The sequence below is a fragment of the Telmatobacter bradus genome, assembly GCF_048629425.1.
Taxonomy (GTDB): Bacteria; Acidobacteriota; Terriglobia; order Terriglobales; family Acidobacteriaceae; genus Telmatobacter; species Telmatobacter bradus.
Window position 1 is genome coordinate 4,928,295 of record NZ_CP184532.1, and the last position, 19,209, is coordinate 4,947,503.

At 59.0% G+C, this 19,209-nt stretch carries 20 protein-coding genes; 8 read left to right on the forward strand and 12 right to left on the reverse strand.

The window, feature by feature from the left end:
- Window positions 1–40: 40 nt before the first annotated feature.
- Window positions 41–1,063: a ribosome silencing factor gene (rsfS, locus tag ACOBR2_RS20480; protein WP_420237937.1), complete on the reverse strand. Its 1,023-nt coding sequence runs from the start codon at window positions 1,061–1,063 to the stop codon at window positions 41–43.
- 80 nt (window positions 1,064–1,143) lie between these two features.
- Entirely contained in the window at window positions 1,144–1,863 is a 720-nt protein-coding gene (nadD, locus tag ACOBR2_RS20485; RefSeq protein WP_420237938.1) for a nicotinate (nicotinamide) nucleotide adenylyltransferase, read from the reverse strand.
- Between the two features lie 74 nt (window positions 1,864–1,937).
- Here nadD and ACOBR2_RS20490 point away from each other — a divergent pair, with 74 nt between their 5' ends.
- The 3 genes from ACOBR2_RS20490 (at window position 1,938) to ACOBR2_RS20500 (ending at window position 5,302) form a co-directional block, all read left to right on the forward strand.
- Window positions 1,938–2,345: a vitamin K epoxide reductase family protein gene (locus tag ACOBR2_RS20490; protein WP_420237939.1), complete on the forward strand. Its 408-nt coding sequence runs from the start codon at window positions 1,938–1,940 to the stop codon at window positions 2,343–2,345.
- Between the two features lie 458 nt (window positions 2,346–2,803).
- Window positions 2,804–4,234, forward strand: coding sequence for a dihydrolipoyl dehydrogenase (lpdA, locus tag ACOBR2_RS20495; protein ID WP_420237940.1), 1,431 nt, complete (start codon window positions 2,804–2,806; stop codon window positions 4,232–4,234).
- A gap of 144 nt (window positions 4,235–4,378) precedes the next feature.
- The gene (locus ACOBR2_RS20500) at window positions 4,379–5,302 is read left to right on the forward strand and encodes a PH domain-containing protein (protein ID WP_420237941.1); all 924 of its coding nucleotides are present in this window, start codon (window positions 4,379–4,381) and stop codon (window positions 5,300–5,302) included.
- A gap of 67 nt (window positions 5,303–5,369) precedes the next feature.
- Here ACOBR2_RS20500 and ACOBR2_RS20505 read toward each other — a convergent pair whose 3' ends face one another.
- Together ACOBR2_RS20505 and thrS are read right to left on the reverse strand one after the other, a co-directional pair.
- Window positions 5,370–5,903 (reverse strand): Uma2 family endonuclease, encoded by a 534-nt coding sequence (locus tag ACOBR2_RS20505; protein ID WP_420237942.1) that lies wholly within the window; start codon window positions 5,901–5,903, stop codon window positions 5,370–5,372.
- Window positions 5,904–6,064: 161 nt separating this feature from the next.
- A complete protein-coding gene (gene thrS / locus ACOBR2_RS20510; RefSeq protein ID WP_420237943.1) occupies window positions 6,065–8,098 on the reverse strand; it encodes a threonine--tRNA ligase in 2,034 nt (677 codons plus the stop codon).
- Between the two features lie 203 nt (window positions 8,099–8,301).
- Between thrS and ACOBR2_RS20515 the strand changes: the two genes are divergently transcribed.
- The 3 genes from ACOBR2_RS20515 to ACOBR2_RS20525 all read left to right on the forward strand — a co-directional run bounded on the left by ACOBR2_RS20515 (window position 8,302) and on the right by ACOBR2_RS20525 (window position 10,042).
- The gene (locus ACOBR2_RS20515) at window positions 8,302–8,658 is read left to right on the forward strand and encodes a c-type cytochrome (RefSeq protein ID WP_420237944.1); all 357 of its coding nucleotides are present in this window, start codon (window positions 8,302–8,304) and stop codon (window positions 8,656–8,658) included.
- 36 nt (window positions 8,659–8,694) lie between these two features.
- On the forward strand, window positions 8,695–9,447 hold the full coding sequence (locus ACOBR2_RS20520; RefSeq protein WP_420240045.1) for a DUF2461 domain-containing protein: 753 nt from the start codon (window positions 8,695–8,697) through the stop codon (window positions 9,445–9,447).
- A gap of 298 nt (window positions 9,448–9,745) precedes the next feature.
- Window positions 9,746–10,042 carry an HU family DNA-binding protein gene (locus tag ACOBR2_RS20525; protein ID WP_420237945.1) on the forward strand — a complete coding sequence of 99 codons (297 nt, stop codon included), beginning with the start codon at window positions 9,746–9,748 and terminating at the stop codon, window positions 10,040–10,042.
- Between the two features lie 246 nt (window positions 10,043–10,288).
- Here the strand turns inward: ACOBR2_RS20525 and ACOBR2_RS20530 are convergent, their stop codons facing one another.
- From ACOBR2_RS20530 to glyA, 6 genes are all read right to left on the reverse strand, one after another.
- The gene (locus ACOBR2_RS20530; protein ID WP_420237946.1) at window positions 10,289–11,026 is read right to left on the reverse strand and encodes a methyltransferase family protein; all 738 of its coding nucleotides are present in this window, start codon (window positions 11,024–11,026) and stop codon (window positions 10,289–10,291) included.
- A 148-nt stretch (window positions 11,027–11,174) separates the two neighbouring features.
- Complete coding sequence (locus ACOBR2_RS20535) at window positions 11,175–11,363, reverse strand: hypothetical protein (protein ID WP_420237947.1); 189 nt, start codon at window positions 11,361–11,363, stop codon at window positions 11,175–11,177.
- 35 nt (window positions 11,364–11,398) lie between these two features.
- Window positions 11,399–11,554, reverse strand: coding sequence for a hypothetical protein (locus tag ACOBR2_RS20540; RefSeq protein WP_420237948.1), 156 nt, complete (start codon window positions 11,552–11,554; stop codon window positions 11,399–11,401).
- A gap of 306 nt (window positions 11,555–11,860) precedes the next feature.
- Window positions 11,861–12,133 carry a hypothetical protein gene (locus ACOBR2_RS20545; RefSeq protein WP_420237949.1) on the reverse strand — a complete coding sequence of 91 codons (273 nt, stop codon included), beginning with the start codon at window positions 12,131–12,133 and terminating at the stop codon, window positions 11,861–11,863.
- Between the two features lie 154 nt (window positions 12,134–12,287).
- Complete coding sequence (locus ACOBR2_RS20550; RefSeq protein ID WP_420237950.1) at window positions 12,288–12,806, reverse strand: hypothetical protein; 519 nt, start codon at window positions 12,804–12,806, stop codon at window positions 12,288–12,290.
- 166 nt (window positions 12,807–12,972) lie between these two features.
- On the reverse strand, window positions 12,973–14,274 hold the full coding sequence (gene glyA, locus ACOBR2_RS20555; RefSeq protein ID WP_420237951.1) for a serine hydroxymethyltransferase: 1,302 nt from the start codon (window positions 14,272–14,274) through the stop codon (window positions 12,973–12,975).
- 409 nt (window positions 14,275–14,683) lie between these two features.
- Here glyA and ACOBR2_RS20560 point away from each other — a divergent pair, with 409 nt between their 5' ends.
- On the forward strand, window positions 14,684–15,175 hold the full coding sequence (locus ACOBR2_RS20560) for a CcdC family protein (RefSeq protein WP_420237952.1): 492 nt from the start codon (window positions 14,684–14,686) through the stop codon (window positions 15,173–15,175).
- A 212-nt stretch (window positions 15,176–15,387) separates the two neighbouring features.
- A complete protein-coding gene (gene dnaB / locus ACOBR2_RS20565) occupies window positions 15,388–16,776 on the forward strand; it encodes a replicative DNA helicase (protein WP_420237953.1) in 1,389 nt (462 codons plus the stop codon).
- Between the two features lie 85 nt (window positions 16,777–16,861).
- On the opposite strand, the gene ACOBR2_RS20570 is transcribed toward dnaB, so the two are convergent.
- Window positions 16,862–18,043, reverse strand: a complete 1,182-nt coding sequence (locus ACOBR2_RS20570) for a M24 family metallopeptidase (protein WP_420237954.1) — start codon at window positions 18,041–18,043, stop codon at window positions 16,862–16,864.
- Between the two features lie 82 nt (window positions 18,044–18,125).
- Entirely contained in the window at window positions 18,126–19,118 is a 993-nt protein-coding gene (locus ACOBR2_RS20575) for a GNAT family N-acetyltransferase (RefSeq protein ID WP_420237955.1), read from the reverse strand.
- Window positions 19,119–19,209 lie beyond the last annotated feature (91 nt).

Sequence of the window (19,209 nt, forward strand, 5' to 3'; positions counted from 1 at the left end):
CACTTGCGGATGCCCTTTTTGTTTTGTCGGAAGGACAGGCTTACTTTTTGGCTTTCTTCGCAGGTGCCTTCTTGGCGACTTTTTTTGTCACCTTGGGGGCTACGGGCTTGGCCGCTGTCTTTTTGGCCACAACCTTCTTGGCCTTGGAGCCGAGCGTCTTCTTTGCCTGGACTGCCTTCTTTGCGGAAACAGCCTTCTTTACCGCAACGACCTTTTTGGTAGCCGTCTTCTTGGCCACGAGCTTCTTGACGACGGGCTTGGCGGCAACCGTCTTCTTCACGGCAGCCTTTTTCGCCACAGTCTTCTTGGCTACGGCCTTCTTCACAATGGTCTTCTTAGCAACAGACTTTTTCACAATAACCTTTTTGGCAACCGTCTTCTTGGCTGCGGTCTTCTTGACGACTACCTTTTTCGCAACGACCTTCTTGGCAGCGGGCTTGGCGGTCTTCTTGACCGGTGCAGCCTTCTTGGCAACCGTCTTTTTCGCCGGGGCTTTTTCTGCTGCCACGGCCTTCTTGACGGCGGGCTTGGCGACAGGCTTGGCGACCGGTTGGGCGACGGGCTCGTCGGCAGGCTGAACTGCCTTTTGGGCTACCTTCTTGGCGGCCTTTTTTACCGGAGCAGGCTTGGCTTCGCTCTTCTCGCGCACGGCCACGGTCTTCTGCTTGAGTGCGTCCGTCAATTCCTTTTCAAACTCTTCGGGTGTGAAGGGCTTGGCGGACTTGCGCAGGCGCTCGATGTCATAAAACGCGCGGCGCTCGGCCAGGAAGATATGGATGACAAAGTCGACGTAGTCGAGCAGAATCCACTCGCCCTGCTGACGGCCTTCCACCGAGTGTGCGTAGAGGCCGAACTCACGCTTCAGGCGCATTTCGATATCGTCGGCAATCGCTACGGCCTGGCGGTCGTTCGAGGCTGAGGTGATCAGGAAGAAATCGGCTAGGCCGGAATCGATCGGATCCAGTTGAAGGATGCGGGTATCTACGCCTTTTTTGTCTTCGCAGACAGCGGCTGCTGCCTGTACTTGGAGGCGGGTCTGTTCTCGGGCTTCAGATGTGCTCATACGTTCCGTTCAAAACTCCTCTCCCATGGTAAAGCCGATGTGGCTGCACAGAGACAGAATTAGCACGAAAATGCAGGAGTTTAGCCGCAATAGATCTTCTTTTTGCTGAGAAATGCTAAAACGGCAGGATGCAGCAGCCTCTGGCAGGTCTGAATGTCATTTTGCAACAGCAACTGACGGACCCCGGTGGCGCTCATGTCGTGGTCAAGATCTGGCAGCAGATGGATGGGTGCACGCCTGCCTTGCGCGTCCTCAAGTGAGCCGGAGAGCAGGGCAATGCCGTGTGACTCCGAGGCCTGCAAAGGCTCGTCAAGCGTTAGCCCGGCAGGAAGAAGAGCGTTGAAGCTTTGAAGTGGAAAGCCGGGCCGCGCGGCTACAACAAAGGTCGCCAAAAACGGCAACTCGGCGGCGCGATGCCAGAGGCGCAGATGCGCGAGCGAGTCCGCGCCAATCAAGCAGAAGAGCTGCGTTTCCGCGCCCAGTTCCTCTTGCAGCCGGAGCAGCGTGTCGTAGCTGTAATTCGGCTGCCCTGTCGGACCTGGCGCATCCACGAGCGAGAGAGCAAAGCCGGGCTCGTCCGTTAGCGCCAGCCGGGTCATGGCCACGCGATCTGCAAAGCTGGCCGCCGCGCCGCCGGGCTTGAGCGGCTGCGTGCCCACTGGAGCAAAGAGCACCTCGTCCAACTCCAGCGCCTGCCATGCCGCCCGGGCAATGGCCAGATGGCCCCGATGCGGCGGATCAAAGCTGCCGCCAAAGAGAGCAATTTTTTTAGTTTTGGAGGAGAGCTGTGCCTGATCCATGAAAACAATCGTAACGCCAAGCGGGCGGCTTACTTTTTTCGGGCGGCCAACGTCCAGAATGTATGCGTTATTTATTGGCAGTTCTGGCACTGGCGGGCGTGGTGGTTTCCATCCTTGCCCTGCGCGTACACTACGACACTGGCAGCGAACCCTGCTCGATCAACGAGCGGTGGGATTGCGGCATCGTCAACCATAGCCAGTACGCCACCGTTGGCCACACGCCGGTGGCGGCCATCGGCATTCTGGGTTATCTGCTGCTGGTGGGGTTGGCGCTGATGCGCACGCGGGGCGCGTTTCTGGCGACCTCGGTGGTCGGCTGCGGATTTGCGCTCTACCTGAGCCACATAGAGAAGGACGTGCTGGGCGTCTGGTGTCTGTACTGTGTAATTTCGCAAACGGTGATTGCCCTGATGGTGTTGCTGGGCGTGGGCTGGCTGACGGCGGGGTTGCTGGCCGAGCGGCGGGCTGCAGCGGAAGAGTAGAGGCATATGTTTTTAGGAGGGAGCAGAGGCATTCATGCCCCTGGGGAAAAGGCAAAAGAGACCGGCTTTATAGCATTTCTCCAATTGCTGTAGAGCGAAAGCAGGATGCCAAGTGGTTTTTTCCTTGAGAAAACACCACCTTGCACGCAATTCGACACTGCACGTGTATTGGAGAAATGCTCTAGCCATGGGCCTTTTGTGCGCAGCGCAAAACCCCGTGTCTGAAGGCACGTTCCTCGACGGACCTTATTCAGGGGCATGAATGCCCCTACTCCCTCCGGTACAAGATGGAAACGCCGGAACAATCATGCAGGCGAAAAGGTGTCGGCGCGGCAAAATTCCAGTGTGCCAGTGTGATTGTCCAAGTCTCTTCACCAGACAGAATGCCTATCCTGCCACCACCGATTTAAACTGAAGAGGTATCGCGCAGCCCTCCCGTTGCGCGCAAGGAGCAGGCAATGGCAGAAGCAGCAGAGACACTGTACGACGTAGCAGTCATTGGTGGCGGACCGGCCGGGTACACGGCGGCGATTCGCGCGGCGGAATACGGGCTGAAGGTGGCCCTCATCGAGCGCACTCCCAAACTGGGTGGCACCTGCCTGCACGTGGGCTGCATTCCCACCAAGGCTTTGCTCTTCAACGCCGAGCTGTGGGACCAGATGAAGCACGCCGCCGAGCTGGGTATTGCCGGAGCCACCAACCTCAGCCTCGACTGGGCTGCCGTGCTCAAGCGCAAAGAGGGAATTACCACCAAGCACGCCAAGGGTCTTGAGTTCCTGATGAAGAAGCACAAGATTGCCGTGGTGCGCGGCGCGGGCAGCCTGACGGGCGCTGCGGCCGGCGGAGTGCATACGGTCGCTGTTGTTGGAGAAGAGGGCGCTGCCTCGGCCGTGAAGGCCAAGAATGTGATTCTGGCTACCGGAAGCGACGCCAAAATGCTGCCTGGCCTCACCGCCGACGATCGCATCCTGACCAACATCGAGATGCTCTCGGTGGCTGAGCCGCCCAAGTCGCTGATCGTGATTGGCGCGGGCGCGGTGGGCATGGAATTCAGCTCCATCTTCCGCAGCTTTGGCGCGGAGGTGACTATCGTCGAGTACCTGCCTCGTGTGGTGCCGGTGGAAGACGAAGATGTTTCCAAGGAGATTACGCGGCTTTATAAGAAGCGCGGCATTGACGTGAATACCGGTGCCAAGGTCGAAAAGGTGGAACGCACCGAAACCGGCGTGCGCGTCACCTGGACCGATGCCAACGGCAAGACCCAGCAGAAGGAAGCGGAAAAGGTTCTGGTGGCCGTGGGCCGCGCTGGACGCACCCAGAACATCGGCCTGGAAAAGACCAAGATCGAGCTGGAGCGCGGTCTTATCAAGGTGGACGAGGCGCAGCAGACGGCCGAGCCCGGCGTCTTTGCCGTGGGCGATATCGTCTTTGGCCTGCCGCAGTTGGCCCATGTGGGCGCCATGGCGGGCATGATCGCCGCCGCCAAGATCGCAGCCAAGCCCTTCCGCCCCATCCGCAAGGACCGCATTCCGGGTTGCACCTACACCGAGCCGCAGATCGGCTCCGTTGGATTGACGGAAGCCGAAGCCAAGGAAAAGGGATTTACCGTCAAGATCGGCAAATTTCCCTTCGCGGGCAACTCCAAGGCGACGATCCTTGGCAATCACGATGGCTTTGTGAAGATCGTCAGCGAGGCGGAGTACGGCGAGATTCTGGGCGTGCACATCCTTGGCCCCGGAGCTACTGAGATCGTCAGCGAAGCAGTGGCAGTGCTGGAACTGGAAGGCACAGTGGACGTGATGATGAACGCCATCCACGCCCATCCCACGCTGGCCGAAAGCCTGCTGGACGCCTACGGTGCCGTCGAAGGACTGGCCATTAACGCATAAAGTAGCCAGAAAAAAAGGGTTTACACGTACGCCGGAGACATTGTCTCCGGCGTACTTCTATAATTAAAAAGAGGCCTGCAAGAAAAACCCACGCACACTACTTTTTAGAACTGGCGCGTGGCGTCAGGCCGGGGAGGTTTTTTCTTGGCTCCGAGCGAAGAATCCAATCAGCTGATTCCTCATCCCAACCAGCCCAACCAGAGCAATCTGCCTGCTGCGCCGGGCTTTCCGCGCGTCATTGAAGAAAAGCCCGCCACGGTTTCCGTTACGGCTGGAACCGGCGTCGTAAAAGACATTGGCGATAACCAGATTACCGAGCGCGCCGAACACATTCGCTATAGCACCGACGAGTCGATGGTCTGGCAGGAAGCGCCTTCGCTGACGCTGCTGGTGCCGCGCGCCATCAAGTACGTCGTTCTACTGGCCATTCTGTTTTTTGTCTGCTCCGAGGTCAACAGCTATCTGCCGCGCATTTCCGCCGCGCGTGATTTTCTGACGCATGCGGGCATTCAAACGCCTGTGCCGGTCTCTACCAGTGCCACGCGCCATGGTTCGCACAGGAAGCATCACGCCAGCGCCGACGACAGCGCCGCAACGGACACCACGGCAACCGACAGCACCACGAGCAGCGACGGGAGCACGAGCGACACCGCCGGCAATCAGCCTGTTGGCACTACGCCGCTTGACGGGGACGATGCGCCCAGCAAGCCGCTCACGCTTTCGGGCATTCTCTTCGATGTGAAGTGCGCCTTTGTTGCGCTCTATGTGCTGCTCTTCGGCCTGTACTTCTTCAAGCTGAAGACCACACGCTACTGCGCATCGAGCCAGCGTCTGATCGTGGAAGAAGGCCGTATGCACACCGTTAACCGGCCCTATGAGTTGCACAAGCTGGGCGATGCGGTCATCGTGACACCCGTCCTGCTGCGTATGTTCAACGTCTCGCATCTGGTGATTACCGAGCCGCACATCGAGCTGGTGGGCCTGCGCAATGCATCCTACGTGCGCGATATTCTGCGTCAGGGCGGTCAACTGGAAGCCCAGCGTACCGACAAGATTCGCTATCGCTAGAGCAATCCTCAGACAGCAAAAAGGGCGTCCACTAAGGACGCCCTTTTTATTTGTATTCTGTTGGAATTTAAACCTGATCCAACTCGGCGAAGATCGCATCCAGCTCCAGACGAATGGGCGAATTGGGCACGGTGAACACGCCGTCGCGCACCAGTTCCAGGCCGTTCACGGTGCCGCGATAGCCCACCCGCGCATACGGGTCGATGACCCACACATGTTCGATGCCGAAGGCCAGAAACTCCCGGCACTTTAGCTCGGTGCGACGCAATGCCTGATCGGGCGACTGTACCTCAATGGCCAGCAGGGGCGGATGCGTGAGCACGGATTCCCGCACGGAGCCGGTACGCAGTACGCAAATATCGGGAACGCGGAAGTGCGTTTTCTGGGTCTGCACTCGCTGCTCGGGGAGTGCATACACCTTCCAGTCGGAACGGTGATTGTTGAACAAAGTAATCAGGATTCCCTGTACATATGCATGTTCAAACTCACCCATGTCGCGTTCCTCGATCACGCCGTCCACGTACTCGCAGTCATGCTCGTAGACGGTCGAAAGATACTCCTCGACGCTGACCGTGTGCTCGTATGCGGGTTGTGTTGCCATGGGATCAGTATGCCCCGATTCCGCTATTTTGGCTACGGAATCCAGCAAGCAACTGAAAACAAAACGGGCTTCAGTCAGTCCGGGAATGCATCCCGTAAAGCTGAAGCCCGTTGTTGATTTCTGCCAGAGAAAAGAGCATTGAGCGGTTCCCTGTTCTCTGTTTACAGCTCGGTCGATTTGCTCTCCGCCAATTCCTTGGCCTTGGCGATGAATTCGGCCAGCGGCATGGAGCCCAGATCACCCTTGCCGCGGGCACGCACGCTGACTGCGCCTGCTTCTGCTTCCTTGTCGCCGAAGACGAGAATGTAGGGCGTCTTCTGGTTGGCAAAGTCGCGGATCTTGGCGTTCATCTTCTCGTTGCGTGCGTCCACTTCCACGCGGAAGCCAGCCGACTTCAGTTCTGCCTCGATCTTGACGGCGTGGCTGATGTGGCGTTCGCTGATGGGCACCAGTCCGATCTGCACCGGAGCCAGCCACAGCGGGAAGGCGCCTGCGTACTGCTCGATGAGCACACCGAAGAAGCGCTCCACCGAGCCGAAGAGCGCACGATGCACCATCACCGGCTGATGACGCTCGCCATCCTCGCCCACGTATTCCATCTCAAAGCGCGCCGGCAGATTGAAGTCGAACTGCACGGTGGAGAGCTGCCACAGACGGCCGAGCACATCCACCAGCTTGAAGTCGATCTTGGGACCGTAGAAGGCGGCCTCGCCGGGAATCGTCTTATACGGAATTCCCTTACGATCGAGCGCGTGCTTCAGGCCGTTGATGGCCAGATTCCAGTTGTCGTCGGAGCCGGCGTAGTGGGCGCGGTCGTTCGGATCCCAGGTGCTCAGCTCAACCTTGAACTCCTTGAAGCCGAAGGTGTGCAGCACGGTCTCGGCAAAGTCGATGCAGGCCACCACTTCGTCCTCAATCTGCGAGGGCATACAGAAGATGTGCGCATCGTCCTGAGTAAAGCCACGCACACGCAGCAGGCCGTGCATGGTTCCCGAGCGCTCGTAGCGGTACACGTTGCCGAGCTCGGCGTAGCGGGCGGGCAGGTCGCGATAGCTCTTGGGCGAATTCTTGTAGATGAGAATGTGGAACGGACAGTTCATCGGCTTCATGCGATACATCGCATCGTCCAGTTCCATCGGGGTGAACATGTTCTGCGAGTAAAAGCCTTCATGGCCCGAGGTCTGCCACAGATTCACCTTGGCCACGTGCGGCGTGTACACCAGATCGTAGCCACGGCGAATGCACTCATCGCGCATCCAGTCTTCCATGGTCTTGCGGATCATGGCGCCCTTGGGATGCCAGAAGATGAGACCCGCACCGGCCAGATCCTGAATGCTGAAGAGGTCCAACTGCTTGCCGATCACGCGATGATCGCGTTTGGCAGCCTCTTCCAGACGGGCAAAGTGTGCGTCCATCTCCTTCTTGGAAAAGAAGGCGGTGCCGTAGATGCGCTGCAACTGCGGATTCTTTTCATCGCCCAGCCAGTAAGCACCGGCCACCTTGGTCAGCTTGACGGCCTTTACGCGGCCGGTCGAGGGCAGATGGGGTCCACGGCAGAAGTCGATGAACTTGCCATTGCGATAGAAGCTGACATCGTCGCCTTCCTTCGTGAACTTGGTCACGAAGTGGGCCTTCATGAAGTCGCCGTCCTTGTCGAATTCGGCCAGCGCCTTTTCGCGCGGCTCGGATTCATGGAGGAACTTTTCGTCGCGGCCGATGATCTCCATCATCTTGGCTTCAATGGCGGTCAGATCTTCAGGCGTGAAGGGTTTTTCGCGATGGAAGTCGTAGAAGAAGCCTTGATCGGTGGCCGGACCGTGGCCCAGCTTGGTCTCCGGGAAGAGCTCCAGCACGGCCGTAGCCAGTACGTGGGCGGCCGAGTGGCGCACCACCGTGAGCGCTTCGGGATCCTTTTCGGTGAGCAGTTCCAGACGAATGTCGGTCGTCAGCGGAGTGCTCAGGTCCACCAGACGGGGAGCCGCATCGCTGCCAGCGGCGTACATGCTGGCCTCGGAAGGCTCGTCCTCGGTGGTTGCGGCTGGAACGGTAGCCTGCAGCGGAATCAACCGCGCAGCCACGCTGGCCGCGGCCAGTCGCGGAGAAATCGAGTTGGCAATGTCAAAGGGGGTGGTGCCGGAAGGCACTTCACGAACTGCCCCATCGGGCAGGTGAACAGCAATTGTCTGGGTGCTCATCAGTCTCTCTTCTGTGGAGCGGGAAACGGAACCGCGCCATGCCTTGAGGATAGAAGCTTGGGCGCGGCAAAGTCGAGCCAAAGACGCGCAAAAGCCTGCTTTGAACCGGTTTTTCCTGTCCTGGCGCGGCTTTTGCCCCGTCGCAAAAGACTTTAAAAGGAGTATCGGAGCGTGGCGCAGGATCTTTTGTATGATCGTAGGCAATGCGCAGACCTGTTTTTTCCATGCGGATGATTCTGTCGGTGGTTCTGAGCCTGTTGGCCACCGGATGTAAGCCGTTGCCGCCCTCCAAGCCGTCTTCTCAGTGGACGCCCGAGGAAGCGCGCGGTGCTGCCGTCTATGAGGCCAAATGTGCCCGCTGCCACTATCCGAGCAGCACCCACGGCCTGAATGGCCCCGGCCTGCAGGCGCTCACCAAGCTCAAAGCCATGCCCTCCGGCGCGCCGCCCACCGACGAGCGCCTTACCCAGGTGATTGTGGGCGGTCGTCAGATGATGCCTGCCACGCCGCTCAGCGACAGCCAGCTCAACGACCTGCTGGCCTACCTGCGCACGCTTTAGGGCAGGCAACGGCCATCGCGCTACACTGTCTGCGTGATGGTCTGCAAACCCAAGAAGTCAGCTTCCCCTGCTCCCGTTGTGCTTCCGTACTTTCGTCCGGAGGCGCTTAAATTTCTGCGCTCGCTTGCCCGCCACAATGACCGCGAGTGGTTCCAGCCGCGCAAGGCCGAGTACGATGCCGAACTGAAAGAACCCATGCTGGCCATCGTGCGCAAGGTCAACGATGCCATGATGGACTTTGCCCCCGAGTACATTCGCCCGGCCGAGAAGTCGCTCTTTCGCATCTATCGCGACACGCGCTTCAGCGCCGACAAAAGTCCCTACAAGACGCACATTGCTGCGTGGTGGCCGCGGGCGGGCTGTGAAAAGACCTCCGGCGCGGGTTTTTACTTCCACATCGAAGCCAAGGAGGTGATTCTGGCCGCCGGCGCATGGATGCCGGAAAAGTCGCAGCTGATGCAGATTCGCCACTGGCTGCTCGACAACCACGCATCCTTCCGTAAGCTTCTGCAAAGCGCCGCCCTGCGCCGGACATTTACGGAGTGGGAGGGCAAACCTCTGGTGCGTGCGCCCAAGGGTTTTGACCCCGAGCATCCGGCCATGGATCTGGTGCGCTGCCGGCAGTGGGGATTGTCGGCCACGCTGGAACCGGAGGCCGCGCTCGACGCCAAAATCGCCGACAAGGTGATCCGTGCATTTCGTCTGGCGGCACCGGTTGTCAACGCCCTGAACGAGCCGATTGTGGCGGCGCAAGAGCCGAAAAAGAAGATTCTTTTCGGGCTCAGGTAGCGGCCGGGTTTCCCACAAAAACAGGGAAATTTCGGTTGAAAACCGGGAAAAATGGGCAAAAACCGAAGAATCTCGGAAAAAACCACCGTTTTCCTGTGGAAAAGGCTCTTTTCCCGTTGACGAGAGGTGGTCCAACACGGCATTGTATCCATCGACAGGGTTCTTGAGACCCGCATGAATAGAGGGGTTCCGTGCTCAATGTTGCCTCGGTCGCACTCCCTCCATGCGGTATGCACTTGCAGCAGGATCCCAGGCAACATTGGCGCCCCCGAGGGGTTTGCCCAAGAAGGAGAATTACATGGCTACTGGTATGACCAAGACCGCCCTGACTCGCCACCTGGCAGAGAAGCTCGAAATCACCAACAAGCAGGCTGCCACTTTCCTCGATCTGCTGGCTGAGACGGCCATCAAGGAAACCAAGAAGAACGGCGTGTTCGTGATCCCCGGCATCGGTCGTCTGGTAAAGGCAGAGCGCAAGGCGCGCATTGGCCGTAACCCCCAGACCGGCGCCCAGATCAAGATCAAGGCGAAGACGGTTGTGAAGTTCCGCGTGGCCAAGGCCGCCAAGGACGTCATCGCTCCGACCAAGAAGTAGTTTCACAACGTTCCGCAAAGTTGTCCGCGCAATTTAAGGCCAGCTTGACGCATTCGAAAGGGAGAGCCCACGGGCTCTCCCTTTCGTCTTTTCCGCAATTCCCACATGCATTTTCTAACTTATGTGGAAGAGTTATCCCTAACTCCTCCCGTGCATAGCTATGCCCCTGCGTAAGGTACCCTGTTTTCCGTATTGTTCACAATTGGCCTGAGGAATACCGTGCAGTAACTAATACTTCGTGCCGGTCTACTCGCCGGACTGCGCGGGCTTGCTTTCCGTTGCGCCTTTGAAAAACACGCGCACCAACATGGCCAGCACAAAGCTGACAAGAATGCACTTGAGCATGTTGGTTACGTTGTAACTCCAGGAAAAAAACGCAAAGGCAATAAAAATGCCCACGGTGTTCAACTCGCCCATTGCACCGCTGAGCCATTGCGTCTTGTGTTCTGCTGTCGGCAATGCTCCGCGCAGGCGCGGAAACCAGCGCGGAACCGCGCGCAGATAATTGCGATACGGTTCACCGAGCTTCACCTGAAGAAACGCCTCTTCCCCAAAAATAAGGCGGAAGAAAAAGATGGTTAGCAGCGGAACGCTCAGCAACGCGCCCGAAACCGGCATCAGCAGGCTGACGGCAAGCAGCATGAACCATCCGCCCAGGTAGAGCGGGTTGCGCACGTAGCGATATGGGCCATTGGCCACCAGGTCGGACTGCATGGCCTCGTCGTGCACGGTCTGGTAGCCGAGGCTGGCTGCTCCCCAAATGCGCAGCCACGCGCCCACAGCGGCCGCCAGAGCGCCTGCTGCCACTACAAGAGGCGCTGATGTGGTTGAGCTCATTCCGAAGGCGTGTAGCGTGCTCAGAGGCAGCCACAGCAGCAGCGCTTTCCGGCCTGCTCCGTGCGCCCATGGGGCCCAGAAGCCAATAAAGACCAGCCCGATCATGATCCACATGCGCAAACGGAATTCGAGTGCGGTAGCTTTCATGTCTTTTGCCTTTCCGAGACCAGAATGCGCAGAGCCGCTTCAGCGCACCCTGATTCCCACAAGCGAAATGTGTAAAGCTTGGAAAAAGCGTACGCTTCCTGTCTTTCTTTTGCAGGAAATTATGCGTACGCTCGTTGGTTGGTTCCGGTTATTGCTGGAATTTGCGGCTGCGCTGGCGGATGCTGGCAATCTCTTCCGTGCCGATGTGCAGGAACTCCAGAAACTCCTGGTGTTCATCGGGCGCGGCACGCTCAAATTCGGCGTGCCAGCGCATCCTCTGTTCTTCGCTGAATCCGCAGCCATGCATAATGGAAACCCATTTTTCCTTGGTAATCATTTCCGTCTTCCTCAGAGCTTTGTGCTCCATCCGTTTCAGAATGGCCTGCTGGTGAGCGCGCAACGCGGCCACCTCTTCCTCAATCTCCAGCAAGCGTCGCCGGAGCACGCCAAAGGCCTCGCCGTAGCAGCATAGTTGACGGCCGTGCGCGGGGCGCGCCGGAGCAGGCCAATCGATTCGTAATAAAGCAACGCCGTACGGCTTAAACCGCACAGACGCGCCAGTTGGCTGACGGTGTACGTCGTCCTGTTCCTACTCTCAACCCTGAAGCAATAGACAGGTCAAGCAGGAAGATGATTTTTGTCGGGGGAAGAAACAAGATTTTGTCGCAGTGCGGTCTGTTGTTCACGCACCTATACGCAGATACAGGTACGGGCTCCATTCGAGCAATGCCCGAGGATCACAGAGCAGGGGAGGAAGCTCTGTCTGAAATAGACACATCTGCGAGAGTCAGGAACATCGTACGTCCCGTCTCTCGCGTTAGCCGGTCAGGGCGGTTAGTTCTTTTTTGACTTCTGCTTGGCCCAGCGGCGATGCTGTGCGTCGGCAATGCGCTTGCGTGCTTCGGGGCTCAGAACGCGCTTGGTAGCTTTCTTGGCAGCTTTTTTCGCAGCCTTTTTAGCGCCCTTCTTTGCCGGTTTGGTTCCCTGCAGTTGGCTGGCAATCGCCTTGGGCAATACAACACGGCCTGCCTTGGTTAGAAGCTTACGTGCTTCGGTCAGGCGGGCGATCTCCGCATCAAGCTGGGCAAGAATACTTTCTCTCAACATAAGTCAAGAATATATACTTCCTTGGCTTACTGCCAGCAAGGAATTTCTCTTCCTGTTTTGTTCTGTACTCTTTTGCGAACCTGTTCCTCTTTTGCAAAGAGGGGCCGTCCTGTGCGGACGGCCCCTCTGTTGTTAGCCAAAAAGGTTGCACGGATTACATGCCCAGATACTCAACATGCACATAGGTTCCCAGGCGTACGTTATAGGCCAGATACCAGCCCGCATGGTCTGGATCGTCGTAAATGACGATCTGATCGTTGCCCCACATCCAGCCGTTGCAATAGCCCATGTCGAAGGGCGCAACATGGAAGTTCCAGCCGTTGAACCAGAAGCGGCCAGGTCCGCCACCGCCGATCCTCCACATGTGCCCGCGGCCGATGCCACCGGGGAAGCGACCATGCGAGAAGGGCTGATCGACGTGATAATTCATATCTCCGTGCCCTGAATCATGGCCTACCCACATCCGGCCGTCCACGTGGGGCGCATTGGGGTGGCCGTCATGATCGGCATAGTTACGATTCGGCCCTGACTGCTGCGGAGCGCCACGATACGCTGCCGGACCGTGTGCCGGCGCATCCTGATGGAAATCAGAACCTCTTCCAGGACCCTGCGCAAATGCGACCGGAACGGCCAATGCCAGACATGCAACCAATGAAAGTTGAAGCGATTTCATACAGCACCTCCTGAGCCACGTGCGTCCCTGCTTACAACCTTCAGAGCAGTTCTTGCCGGGCCTTGTTCACTCTAGTTCATGGAACCCTGGTTCATCGGATTAGTTTTGCGTAAATAAAAACGCCGCGCCGGAAGAGAATCCGGCGCGGCGTTTTATTTACGTTAAGTTAGCGGGCAGAGGAACGACGCCAGCTGTAGAGCGGAAACTTCTCGGCCAGTTCAGCTACTTCGTGACGGATCTTGTTGAGTGCTGCATCGTCGTTGCGGCTTTCGAGCGCGCGTGCAATCCAGGCGCCGATCAGCTTCATCTCGGCTTCCTTCATGCCACGCGTGGTCAGTGCCGGCGTGCCGATGCGAATGCCGGAAGGCTTCAGCGGAGGATTGGTATCCCACGGAATCGTGTTCTTGTTGACCGTGATTCCCGCCTTGCCCAAAGCTACTTCAGCCTCAGAACCGTAGATGCCCTTCTGGAAGACGTCCACCAGCAGCAGGTGATTGTCGGTACCGCCAGAAACCAGACGATAACCGGCGGCCTGCAATGCGACTGCGAGGGCCTTGGCATTGGCGACGATCTGCGCGGCATAGCTCTTGAACTCGGGCTGCAACGCCTCGCGGAAGGCTGCGGCCTTGGCGGCCACAATGTGCACCAGCGGTCCACCCTGCTGGCCGGGGAAGACCGTACGGTCAATCTCTTTGCCGATGGTCTGCTCGGGCTTGACGCCGAACTGGAAGTCCTTGCCGCAGACGATCAGGCCGGAACGGGGTCCGCGCAGCGTCTTGTGCGTGGTGGTGGTGGTGATGTGCGCATGGGGCACTGGCGAAGCATGTGCGCCGCCCGCCACCAGACCGGCGATGTGCGCCATGTCGAAGACGAAGTACGCGCCCACCTTGTCGGCGATGGCGCGCATGCGCTCAAAGTCCCACAGACGCGGATAGGCGCTGGCGCCGCCGATGATCATCTTCGGCTTCTCGGCGATGGCTACGGCTTCCATCTCGTCATAGTCGATGGTCTCGGTCTCTTTGCTCACGTGATAGAACGTGGTGCGATAGAGCTTGCCGCTGAAGCTGAGCTTGTGGCCATGGGTCAGGTGACCGCCGTGGGCCAGATCGAGGCCGAGGATCGTGTCGCCCGGCTTGATCACCGAAGCAAAGGCCGAGGCGTTGGCCTGCGAGCCAGAGTGCGGCTGCACGTTGGCAAACTCGGCGTTGAACAGCTGCTTGGCGCGGTCGCGGGCCAGATTCTCCACCACGTCGGCGTACTCGCAACCGCCGTAGTAGCGGCGGCCAGGATAGCCTTCCGCGTACTTGTTGGTGAAGACGGAGCCAGCTGCTTCCAGCACGGCTTCCGAGACAAAGTTCTCGCTGGCAATCATCTCCAGACCTTCGTGTTGACGAAGCGTCTCGTGATCAATGGCGGCAGCGACCTCGGGGTCTGCCTGGGCAAGGGACAAAGACATGCGGTCGGTCATGGGTCAATTTTACGGCAAGCAGATTTTTCCCGTCGCAAAATTGCGGTTCTCCCGCATTTTTGCCCTGCTTTCGGTGCAATCAGGAGGAGATTTCCAAGCAGTTACTCAGATTGTTGGCAAGCGGCGGTAATTTGCAGCAATCTGCAATATTGAAAGCGAACGGCCTCACCGGCGGAAAGCGCTGCTTTCGAATTTGCGCCGTCCCTGACGGGACTTTTATTGTCGATGGGGCTGCATACCCCACGTTGAAACGTGGGGCTAACCTGTTCTGCGCCTATGGCGTGGTTTGTTCCCACCTGCCTTCGCCGCTATGCTGGAAGAGAGCCCGCACAGGCCGTTTCCGGGGACTGCAGTTTTTCCGAAGCGAAAATCAGTGCTGGTGCATCCAATTTCCGACGAGGTTGATCTCATGGTTCTGTCCCCAGCTGTCTCCGCAGTCGCTACACTTCTCGGCATGGCCGCCGTTTTTGTATGGCGCGTGCGGGAGGGTCGTACGGCCGTCACGCTGCGCAAGATCGTGATTCCCCCTTTGGGTATGGCCACCGGCTTCTCGATGTTCGTGGTGCCCGGCTTCCGGGTTCCTCTCGTCTGGGCTTTGTCTGCCTTTCTGATCGGCGCAGTTGCCCTGGCTTGGCCGTTGCTGGCCACCTCGCGGCTGGAACGCGCCGGAGACGCCATCATGATGAAGCGTTCCGGAGCCTTCTTCGCCGTGGTCCTGGTGCTGGCCGCCATCCGTTTTGCTGCCCGCAGCTATGTGGACCAGTTCCTCTCCGTGCAGCAGACGGCGGGCATCTTCTTCATTCTGGCTTTTGGCATGATTCTGCGCTGGCGCGTGAGCATGTTGCTTGCCTACCGCGCTTTGACAGTGGTTCCCTCGCTGGTTGCCGAAGCCGCCGACTAGATTTTTCCCCAAAAAAGCGCGGGAGCCATTCTGGCTCCCGCATTTTTTTTGCGATTCATGGCGCTTTGCCGGAATCTCTGCCTCAATCCTGTTGCAAAAGCATGGTTCCGAAGTGGTTTGCGGAGCTTTTCGCGGGTACGCTGCAGTTTTTCCCCGTTCATCCACACAGGTTCACAGGCCCGGTTTTCCATCGGTTGACCTAGACTGGCTCTATGGCATCTGTCCCGAATCTTGCGCTTGAGGCCGGGTTGCCGGCCAATACCGACGCCGAAAAAACCATCCTTGGCGCGATTCTGCTGGAGAACGCGAGCCACTCCGAGGCCGCTGAAAAGATCAGCGCCGACGACTTCTCGCTCGACTCGCACCGCCGTATCTACCTGCGCATGAGCGAGATGATCGACTCGCAGCGAGCCGTGGACATTGTCACCCTGGCGCACGAGCTCTCCCGCAACAAAGAGCTGGAGTCGGTGGGCGGCGTTGCCTATCTGGCCTCGCTGACAGAAGGTTTGCCGCGTCGGCCGGTCATCGACGAGTACATCAAAATCGTCAAGGAAAAGAGTCTGGCCCGCCGCCTGATGAGCATCTGCTCCATGGCCATTGCCCAGACAGCCGACCAGAGCGACGCCGTCATCGACATTGTGGGCGACGTTGAGCGCAAGCTGCTGGAGGCCACCCAGAGCGCCATCAGCTACGGCCTGCAGCCGCTCGACCAGATCGTGGCCGGGTCTTTCGGATCGATCGACAAGCTCTACGAGCAGAGCCGCGAAGTTACCGGCTTGGCCACCGACTTTACCGATCTGGACCGCATGATGAGCGGCCTGCAGAAGGGTGAACTGATCATTCTGGCCGCCCGTCCGTCGATGGGTAAAACCGCCTTTGCCATCAATATTGCGCAGAACGCGGCCATCAACCATCAGGCCACGGTGGCCGTCTTCTCGCTGGAAATGAGCAAGGAATCGCTCCTGCGCCGTATGTTGGCCAGTCAGGCCTGGGTGGACCAGCGCAAGTTGCAGACCGGCTTCCTGGGCCGCGAAGACCACGACAAGTTGCAGACCGCCCTCGGCCAGTTGGTCGATTCGCGCGTCTTCATCGACGATACGGCCGGAATTTCACTGACCGAAATGCGCGCCAAGGCCCGTCGTCTGAAGCAGACCACCGGCCAACTGGACCTGATCGTCGTCGATTACCTGCAGTTGATGACGGCCACCCAGCCCGGCGCCAGCCGCAAGGGTTATGAGAACCGTACTCAGGAAGTTTCGGCCATCTCGCGTGGACTGAAGGCCCTGGCCAAGGAACTGGATGTGCCGGTGATTGCCCTCTCCCAGCTCTCCCGTTCCAGCGAGCGCCGAGGCGATGACAAACGCCCGCTGCTGAGCGATCTGCGTGAGTCGGGCTCGATCGAGCAGGACGCTGACGTGGTCATCTTCATTCACCGCGAGGCCTACTACGACCGCGACAACGAGCTGAGCGAAGCCGACCGCGCCAAGAGCGAGATCATCATCGCCAAACAGCGTAACGGCCCCACCGATACAGTGCACCTGAACTTCATCAGCCGCTTTACCCGCTTTGACAACGCTGATACGACGCACGCGGACGAGTAAGTTTGAAGTCTCTTCAATCAATGCAAAAAGTGGCCTTGCGGCCACTTTTTGCATTTGTGTTGCTTTATTGTCTAGAGCGCTCCGCTTAGATGCGCACCAGCTCGCGCTGGAGCTTGCCGGTGACCCAGGCCTTGCCGGGCTCGGTCATCATGTCGATTTCGCTGCGGATGCCGAACTCGGGTAGATAGATGCCGGGCTCAACCGAGAAGCAGGTGTTGGGCAGCAGAAGACGCACGTCGTGGGTTTCCAGATTGTCCAGGTGTGCGCCGGGTCCGTGAATCTGGCTGGTGATGTTGTGGCCAGTGCGGTGGGTAAAGTAGTCACCAAAGCCAGCCTGACGGATGACGGCGCGGGCGGCATCGTCGGCCTCGTAGCCGGCAATCGGGCGCTTGGCGGCAAAGGCTTTTTCGACGGTGGCGATGGCGGCGTCGCGGGCCTTGGTCACGGTCTCAAAGACCTTCTGCTCGTGGTCGGTGGCTTCGCGGCCCACGGTACCGGTCCAGGTGATGTCGTAGTAGACGCCCTCGGGGCAGTCCACCTTGGCCCAGATGTCGATCAGCAGGAAGTCGCCGTTGCGGATGGTGGCGGAATTGGCGGCGGTGGGCTCGTAGTGCGAGTCGGAGCAGTGCTCGTTGACGCTCACATTGGGGCCGTCCTCCCACATGAGACCGGCGCGGCGCATGGCCTCGCCGAGCCACTGCACATGGTCGTACTCGGTGTAAGGTTTGGGGCTGCCCACAGCGGGGCGCAGGTGGCGGCCAATCTCTTTCCAACCCTCGGCCAGCAGCTCATCGATGGCCTCCTGGGCGACAGTGTGGCTGGCCTTCTGCTCGGTGGTGAGCACGGCCTCAAATTGGCCAATCAGGTCGGCAGAGCTGACGATCTGCTTGCCGAGCGAACGCAGGAATTCGACCGTTCCGGCATCGACCATGGAGACGTACATGATGTCGTTGTTGGCCGAGTACTGCATGGCGATTTTTTCCGAGCCCTTCAGCAACTCGGTCAGCCCGGCATGGAGTTCCTGCCAGCTGGAGTAGAGGCTTTTGTGGCCTTCGAGTGTGTCCAGGCGGAACTGCTCGATGCGGTGGACCAGCTTGCGCGGCTCACCGGTGGCGGGCACAAAGTAATACCAGCGGCGGGTGATGTGGGCCTTGGGGTCGAGGCCGAGAATGCTCTGCGCGATGGGGTCGCGGTGGTGATGATCGTAGAAGAGCCAGCCATCCAGGCCAGCCTCGCGGAGTGCAGATTGAATCGCGGCAAGCTTCATAGGAGGATGATATAGCGGTTGGCATAAGAGGAAAATGTTTTCCGGAAATTGGTCCCCGCCGGGCGGGCATTCTGACTCCTGCTCAGGCGATGCGGCTACGCTGCCAGACGGCAGCATCAAAGCTGTGCACGCAGTTGTAGCCTTCCTCCAGATAGAGCCGGACAGCAGTGGAATTTTCTTCGGTCACGGTGAGCGAAACTTCACTGACGCCCATGCGCATGAAGTGGAAGGCGGCCAGCTCCAGCAGACCGCGGGCCATCCCTCTGCGGCGGTATTCGGGATGAATGCAGATCTGGGTGACGTGGCCGCTGACCGGGCTGACGCGCGAACCCAAAATCAGACCGGCCAACTCACGATGGGTACGGTGCACAAGCACATGCGAAGTTGTGGGAGAAAAAACGCCGCAACCAGCGTAGCGCACGATGTTGTTCAGGAAGCGCAGCGAGCCCTGGATGGTGCGGTACTGGTCGTTGATCAGGCTGTCGGGATGCAGACGATAGGCCTCACAGATGAGCCGGGCCGCGGGCGTCAGATCCTCATCGCGCCAGGGCCGCAGCTCCAGTTCGCTGGGCAGGCGCAGGCGTGGCTGGCTCCAGTGGCTGGTAAGCGGCTGCACCAGAAACAGGCGGCGAAAGATCTCAAAGCCTGCCTCGCGAAAGAGGGGGGAGAGCGTGCCGGAGGGGTGAATCAGCATCTGCGACTCAATGCGCTCAATCTGCGGCGAGTTGAGCACCAGCTCCAGCATGTGCTCGAGCAGTCTGCGCTGCAGTGTGGCCGCTTCGTCCTGCGTAGCCAGCGTGCCGGACGGCCCTGCCGTGGCAAAGACATCGCCGATGACGGCCTTGGAATCTTCGTAGACGCAGAAGGCGTAGCCGATGACCTGTTTGGCCAGCGTGGCTGCGTAGCCGGGCAGAATGCGGTTGTCCAGATACTGGTTCAGCAGCTTGACGGAGTTGCGATAGTCCCAGTGCAGGCGCTCATGCCACAGGGTGGATTCGTTTTCCAGCAGTCCACGCAGCATGGCTGCGGTAAAGTGCCTCAGATCGAGAATTTCAATGGATGATCCTGCGGGCATCGATCTCCTGACAGCTGCAACAAGGCAAACATTCGCGCAAAAAGCGCTTCACGACACTCTGCCACGCGGGCGTACCGTAGTGCAACTTTTT

Excerpts from the sequence above, each read along its gene's own strand:
- nadD (WP_420237938.1), bottom strand. The coding sequence starts at position 1,863 with ATGGATCAGGCACAGCTCTCCTCCAAAACTAAAAAAATTGCTCTCTTT.
- ACOBR2_RS20520 (WP_420240045.1), top strand. The coding sequence starts at position 8,695 with ATGGTCTGCAAACCCAAGAAGTCAGCTTCCCCTGCTCCCGTTGTGCTT.
- ACOBR2_RS20575 (WP_420237955.1), bottom strand. The coding sequence starts at position 19,118 with ATGCCCGCAGGATCATCCATTGAAATTCTCGATCTGAGGCACTTTACC.
- ACOBR2_RS20515 (WP_420237944.1), top strand. The coding sequence starts at position 8,302 with ATGCGCAGACCTGTTTTTTCCATGCGGATGATTCTGTCGGTGGTTCTG.
- ACOBR2_RS20530 (WP_420237946.1), bottom strand. The coding sequence starts at position 11,026 with ATGAAAGCTACCGCACTCGAATTCCGTTTGCGCATGTGGATCATGATC.
- glyA (WP_420237951.1), bottom strand. The coding sequence starts at position 14,274 with ATGACCGACCGCATGTCTTTGTCCCTTGCCCAGGCAGACCCCGAGGTC.
- rsfS (WP_420237937.1), bottom strand. The coding sequence starts at position 1,063 with ATGAGCACATCTGAAGCCCGAGAACAGACCCGCCTCCAAGTACAGGCA.
- lpdA (WP_420237940.1), top strand. The coding sequence starts at position 2,804 with ATGGCAGAAGCAGCAGAGACACTGTACGACGTAGCAGTCATTGGTGGC.
- dnaB (WP_420237953.1), top strand. The coding sequence starts at position 15,388 with ATGGCATCTGTCCCGAATCTTGCGCTTGAGGCCGGGTTGCCGGCCAAT.
- ACOBR2_RS20505 (WP_420237942.1), bottom strand. The coding sequence starts at position 5,903 with ATGGCAACACAACCCGCATACGAGCACACGGTCAGCGTCGAGGAGTAT.
- thrS (WP_420237943.1), bottom strand. The coding sequence starts at position 8,098 with ATGAGCACCCAGACAATTGCTGTTCACCTGCCCGATGGGGCAGTTCGT.
- ACOBR2_RS20550 (WP_420237950.1), bottom strand. The coding sequence starts at position 12,806 with ATGAAATCGCTTCAACTTTCATTGGTTGCATGTCTGGCATTGGCCGTT.
- ACOBR2_RS20525 (WP_420237945.1), top strand. The coding sequence starts at position 9,746 with ATGGCTACTGGTATGACCAAGACCGCCCTGACTCGCCACCTGGCAGAG.
- ACOBR2_RS20570 (WP_420237954.1), bottom strand. The coding sequence starts at position 18,043 with ATGAAGCTTGCCGCGATTCAATCTGCACTCCGCGAGGCTGGCCTGGAT.
- ACOBR2_RS20560 (WP_420237952.1), top strand. The coding sequence starts at position 14,684 with ATGGTTCTGTCCCCAGCTGTCTCCGCAGTCGCTACACTTCTCGGCATG.
- ACOBR2_RS20535 (WP_420237947.1), bottom strand. The coding sequence starts at position 11,363 with ATGATTACCAAGGAAAAATGGGTTTCCATTATGCATGGCTGCGGATTC.
- ACOBR2_RS20545 (WP_420237949.1), bottom strand. The coding sequence starts at position 12,133 with ATGTTGAGAGAAAGTATTCTTGCCCAGCTTGATGCGGAGATCGCCCGC.